Genomic DNA, 5,287 nt, shown 5'->3' with positions numbered 1-5,287 from the left:
TTGCTGTCGCGGTCGGCTTCGACCTCGGCGCGGGTCTTGTGCCATTCGCGGGCGCGGGTATCGACCGCCATCGGCGTGTTCATCAGGCCGGGCAGGATGACGTTGGCGCGAATGCCGTATTCGGCGTTCTGGTAGGCGAGCTGCTCGGTGAAGGCGATCATCGCCGACTTCGTCGCCTTGTAGGCGACGTAGGGATAGGTGGTGATGGCCGCCATCGAGGAGATGTTGATGATGGCGCCGCTGCGTTGCGTGCGCATGATCGGGATCACCTCTTTTGCGGCGAGAATGCAGCTCTTCAGGTTGATGGCGACGACGCGGTCGAACGCCTCTTCGGTCAGCTGCAGCAGTTCGGCATCGCCGCCGCCGAGGCTGACGCCGACATTGTTGTGCAGCACGTCGATCCGGCCCCAGCGCGATTGCGCGTCCTTGACCATTGCTTCGATATCGGCAGCCTTGGTCACGTCGGCCTTGAAGGCCGCGGCGGTGCCTTGTGCGGCGGCGATCATCGCGACCGTTTCCTGCGCCGAGTCCGGATGATGGTCGACGCACAGGACCTTGGCGCCCTCACGCGCGAAAGTGAGCGCTGTCGCGCGGCCATTGCCGATGCCTTCGCCGGGGCTCTGCCCGGCACCGACGACGATCGCAACCTTGTCCTTCAGGCGCATCTCGGTTCACTCCCCAATATTTTCGTGCAAACTAGCAATCGTCCCGGCCGTTGAGAAGGCGGCGCTCTCTGCGTTCATGTCATTGACATCACACGGAAATGCATGTCGTGGCCGCCCCTTCTTGTATCGCTACTCGCGGCACTCCAGGAACCGTCCCGGTACGCCAGCGTTTGTGGCGGAGCCTTTCCCGCGCTAGGCTCAGTCTAGGGGCTTCCCAACCGCCAGTGGCTTGCCGATGAATTTGCTCGATCCGCAAGGGCCCGTGGCCGCGGGCAACAGCACCATCCTGATCGATTCCGTCTTCATCATGCTCGTGATCGTGGTGCCCACCATCATTGCGATCCTGGGCTTCGCGTTCTGGTTTCGCGCCTCGAATCCCAGAGCGCGCTACCGGCCCGACTTCGTCTATTCCGGCCGCGTCGAAATGGTGGTGTGGTCGATTCCGGCGCTCACCGTGATCCTGCTCGGCGGCGTCGCCTGGATCGGCTCGCATCAGCTCGATCCGGCCGCGCCCGTTCCCGGCACCGGCAGCCCGGTGCGGATCCAGGCCGTCTCGCTCGACTGGAAATGGCTGTTCATCTATCCCGACCAGCGTATCGCCACCGTCAACACGCTGACGGTGCCCGTCGGCGCCGAGCTGAATTTCCACCTGACGTCGTCGAGCGTGATGAACACGTTCTTCATCCCGCAGCTCGGCAGCATGATCTACACCATGAACGGCATGGTGACGCGGCTGAACCTGCGCGCCGACAATGAAGGCAAGCTGCAGGGACTGTCGGCGCACTTCTCCGGCGACGGTTTCCCAGACATGATGTTCGACGTCAACGTGGTCTCGCCGCTCGCCTTTCCGGAGTGGGTCACGGCCACCGCGAAAACCGATGCAGTGCTGAACGCGGACAGCTACAAGAAGCTGATGCAGCAGGGCATCGAGAAGGGCCGGCCGGTCTACCGTCTCGAAGACCCGCGCCTGTTCGAGCTGATCGCTACTCAGCAGATTCCGCCAGGTCCAGGACCGGAGCTCGTGTCCGGAGCGGGCCGCCCGCACGGTGGAGGCCACCATGCTCGGTAAGCTCGACTGGTCGGCCATCCCGCTCGATCAGCCGATACCGCTCGTGGCCGGCGGGGTGGTGCTGGTCGCGATCTTCGGCGTGCTGACCTGGGTCGTGGTGAAAGGCCATCTGCCCTATCTCTGGCGCGAATGGATCACCAGCGTCGATCACAAGCGCATCGGCGTCATGTACATCTTGCTGGCCTCGGTGATGCTGCTGCGCGGCGGCAGCGACGCCATCATGATGCGGATCCAGCAGGCCGTGGCCTACCAGTCGCCCGGTTACCTGCCGCCCGAGCACTACAACCAGATCTTCTCGGCGCACGGCACTATCATGATCTTCTTCGTGGCGATGCCGTTCGTGATCGGGCTGATGAACCTCATCGTGCCGCTCCAGCTCGGCGTGCGCGATGTTGCCTTCCCGACGCTGAATTCGGTCGGCTTCTGGCTGACCGCGACCGGCGCGCTGCTGGTCAATATCTCACTCGTGGTCGGCGAGTTCGCGCGCACCGGCTGGCTCGCCTTTCCGCCGCTGTCGGAATTGTCCTACTCGCCGGGCGTCGGCGTCGACTATTACGCCTGGTCGCTCCAGATATCAGGCATCGGGACGCTGGTCGCCGGCATCAATCTGGTCACGACGGTGCTGAAGCTGCGCACCAAGGGCATGAACTACCTGCGCATGCCGATGTTCTGCTGGACCACGCTGGCCTCGAACCTTCTCATCGTCGCTGCCTTCCCGATCCTCACCGCGACGCTCGCGATGCTGCTGCTCGACCGTTACCTCGGCTTTCACTTTTTCACCAACGAGGCCGGCGGCAACGTCATGATGTTCATGAACCTGATCTGGGCCTGGGGCCATCCGGAGGTCTACATCCTGGTGCTGCCGGCCTTCGGCATCTTCTCCGAGGTGGTCTCCACTTTCTCCGGCAAGGCGCTGTTCGGCTATCGCTCCATGGTGCTGGCGACCATGGCGATCTGCGTCGTCTCCTTCATGGTCTGGCTGCACCACTTCTTCACGATGGGCGCAGGTCCCAACGTCAACGCCATCTTCGGCATCGCCAGCATGATCATTGCGATACCGACCGGCGTGAAGATCTACAACTGGCTGTTCACGATGTATGGCGGCCGCATCCGCTTCGCGACGCCGATGTTGTGGTCGATCGGCTTCATGGTGACGTTCATCATCGGCGGACTAACAGGCGTGCTGCTCGCGGTGCCGCCGGCCGACTTCATCCTCCACAACAGCATGTTCCTGGTGGCGCACTTCCACAACGTGATCATCGGCGGCGTGCTGTTCGGCGTCTTCGCCGGCTTCGAGTACTGGTTCCCGAAGGCGTTCGGCTTCCGTCTCGACGAACGCTGGGGTAAGGCCGCGTTCTGGTTCACCTTCATCGGCTTCTTCATCACCTTCATGCCGCTCTACATCGTCGGCTTGCTCGGCATGACCAGGCGCATGCAGCACTACGACGTCGCGGCCTGGCGGCCCTGGATGATGGTTGCGGTCATCGGCGTGGCGGTGCTGACGATCGGGGTGATATGCCAGATCGTGCAGATCGTGGTCAGCGTCCGCAACCGCGAGGCCTTGCGCGACCGGACCGGCGATCCCTGGGACGGGCGCTCGCTGGAATGGTCGACCTCGTCGCCGCCGCCGGTGTTCAATTTCGCTTTCAATCCGGATGTGCGGGGCGAGGACGCCTATTGGGATATGAAGGCCCGCGCGAAGCAGCAGATGCTCGATGCCGACGGGCCGCAATATCGGGACATCGAGATGCCCCGGAACTCTCCGACAGGATTCGTTTGCGCGTTCTTCGCCACCATCATGGGATTCGCGCTGATCTGGCACATCTGGTGGATGGTGATCCTGGGCGGATTGGGCGCGTGGGCAACCTTCGTCGTGTTCGCCTGGCGGGACCATGACGAATACGTCATTCCGGCTGCGGAGGTCGCGGCGATAGACCGCCTCAATCTCCAGCAGCGGCGCGGCCTCGTCAGCACGGCGGGAGAAGCCTGATGGCGATGACCGCGACCGCCGGCCGTGCGCACGCCGATCCCCACCACGTCGGCTCGGTCATCGAGCATTCGGGACCGGCGCCGAAGCGGATCGTGACCGCCTACGGTTTCTGGATCTTCCTGCTTTCCGACATCGTGATGTTCTCCTGCTTCTTCGCAGCCTATGCGGTGCTGTCAGGCCAGACCGCGGATGGCCCGAAGGGCTCGGAGATCTTCGAGCAGAAGACCGTTGCGATCGAGACGGTCTGCCTGCTGCTGTCGAGCTTCACCTGCGGTATGGCCAGCATCGCCGCCGACGTCCGCAACAGGCTGTGGTTCTATGTCTCCATGGCAATCACATGCGCGCTCGGGTTGACATTCCTCGTGCTCGAGTTCCGCGAATTCGCCGATCTCATCGCGCGCGGCTATGGTCCCTCGCGCAGCGCGTTCCTCACCGCTTTCTTCTCGCTGGTCGGATGCCATGGTCTGCACGTCTCCGCCGGCATCCTGTGGCTACTCACCATGATGGCCCAAGTGTATGCAAAAGGCTTTCGGGCCGACATATTACGCCGGATGACGTGCTTTGCGCTGTTCTGGCACGCCCTCGACATCGTCTGGGTCGCCGTGTTCTCCGTCGTTTACCTGCTCGGGAGTGCGCCATGAGTGAGCAGACGCATGACGTGGCCGAACACGACCTCGCGCCGGGCGAGGAAGAGGAACACAGCGTTGGCGCTCGCGTGCTTAGCTACGTCGTCGGGCTCGTGCTTGCGCTGCTGCTCACGGCGACGTCGTTCTTCATCGCCGGCACGGATCTGGTCTGGCAGCCTTCGATTCCCGTTGCGCTGATCGTGCTCGCGATCGCGCAGATGGGCGTGCACCTCGTGTTCTTCCTGCACATCACCACCGGCCCCGACAATACCAACAACGTGCTGGCGCTCGCCTTCGGCCTTATGGTCGTCTTACTCGTGATCGGAGGCAGCATCTGGATCATGGCAAATTTGAACGCCAACATGATGCCGATGGATCACATCATGCGGATGCAATGAAGGACCCACAGAAAAAAGAAGAGCCGCTTGTGGTGACAAGCGGCCCAAGTCTAGGGAGGAAACGCCCAAGCAAGGACAATCGGGCCGGAGCCGGATTGCTGCCAAGGAAACGCTCGCGCAAGGCGCTTGCGTCAGCACTACAAATGCTGCAACTGCCGCTGAAGTTCAATTCCGGATCAATACGGTCCCGGACTGCCACTCACGGCTGCGGGAAGCACGCGCTCACTTCGGCCGGCGGCAATTATAGGCCTTGCGGAAGCCGGCCGCCTGAGCGTCGTCCTCGGAGCAGAACCAGCGGTCCGGATTGGTGATGGCGGGATAGCTTGGGCAGCCCCGCAGATGATAGATGCCGACATTGCCCGTGACGCGCGCGCGCGCCGCGAGCTTGCCCTTGATGCTGCAACTCGGCGGCATGACCAGCTCTTCCGGGAACAGCACGGCGCGGATCTCCTTGTCGCGGTCGGGCCGGCAGGCCGCGCCCAGAAGCGCGCCGTCCTTCTTGCCGCGGGAGAGCTCTGCAAGGACGGCTGCCGCACTCT

At 63.1% G+C, this 5,287-nt stretch carries 5 protein-coding genes and 1 pseudogene; 4 read left to right on the top strand and 2 right to left on the bottom strand.

The window, feature by feature from the left end:
- Positions 1 to 665 (bottom strand): SDR family NAD(P)-dependent oxidoreductase (locus JHD07_RS31930; protein WP_291629389.1); only part of this gene is annotated, 665 nt, incomplete at its 3' end.
- Between the two features lie 235 nt (positions 666 to 900).
- Here JHD07_RS31930 and JHD07_RS31925 point away from each other — a divergent pair.
- From JHD07_RS31925 to cyoD, 4 genes are read left to right on the top strand one after another with little or no spacing between them, the layout of a single operon-like run.
- The gene (locus tag JHD07_RS31925; RefSeq protein ID WP_291629387.1) at positions 901 to 1,734 is read left to right on the top strand and encodes a cytochrome ubiquinol oxidase subunit II; all 834 of its coding nucleotides are present in this window, start codon (positions 901 to 903) and stop codon (positions 1,732 to 1,734) included.
- Positions 1,724 to 3,724 (top strand): cytochrome o ubiquinol oxidase subunit I, encoded by a 2,001-nt coding sequence (gene cyoB / locus JHD07_RS31920; RefSeq protein ID WP_291629385.1) that lies wholly within the window; start codon positions 1,724 to 1,726, stop codon positions 3,722 to 3,724. The genes JHD07_RS31925 and cyoB overlap by 11 nt, the downstream gene beginning before the upstream one ends.
- Positions 3,724 to 4,365 carry a cytochrome (ubi)quinol oxidase subunit III gene (locus tag JHD07_RS31915; RefSeq protein ID WP_291629382.1) on the top strand — a complete coding sequence of 214 codons (642 nt, stop codon included), beginning with the start codon at positions 3,724 to 3,726 and terminating at the stop codon, positions 4,363 to 4,365. Before cyoB ends, JHD07_RS31915 begins: the two co-directional genes overlap by 1 nt.
- Entirely contained in the window at positions 4,362 to 4,748 is a 387-nt protein-coding gene (gene cyoD / locus JHD07_RS31910; protein WP_291629380.1) for a cytochrome o ubiquinol oxidase subunit IV, read from the top strand. The genes JHD07_RS31915 and cyoD overlap by 4 nt, the downstream gene beginning before the upstream one ends.
- Positions 4,749 to 4,970: 222 nt before the next feature.
- Here cyoD and JHD07_RS31905 read toward each other — a convergent pair.
- A pseudogene (locus JHD07_RS31905) lies at positions 4,971 to 5,287 on the bottom strand (thermonuclease family protein); the annotation flags it as partial.

Source organism: Bradyrhizobium sp. (assembly GCF_016462955.1).
In the GTDB taxonomy this organism is placed as follows: Bacteria; Pseudomonadota; Alphaproteobacteria; order Rhizobiales; family Xanthobacteraceae; genus Bradyrhizobium.
Note: the sequence above shows the minus strand (reverse complement) of the source record. Positions and strands in the feature narration are given on the sequence as shown.

Bases quoted from the DNA above. Each gene is read 5' to 3' on its own strand.
- JHD07_RS31915 (WP_291629382.1), top strand. From the start codon at position 3,724: ATGGCGATGACCGCGACCGCCGGCCGTGCGCACGCCGATCCCCACCAC.
- cyoD (WP_291629380.1), top strand. From the start codon at position 4,362: ATGAGTGAGCAGACGCATGACGTGGCCGAACACGACCTCGCGCCGGGC.
- cyoB (WP_291629385.1), top strand. From the start codon at position 1,724: ATGCTCGGTAAGCTCGACTGGTCGGCCATCCCGCTCGATCAGCCGATA.
- JHD07_RS31925 (WP_291629387.1), top strand. From the start codon at position 901: ATGAATTTGCTCGATCCGCAAGGGCCCGTGGCCGCGGGCAACAGCACC.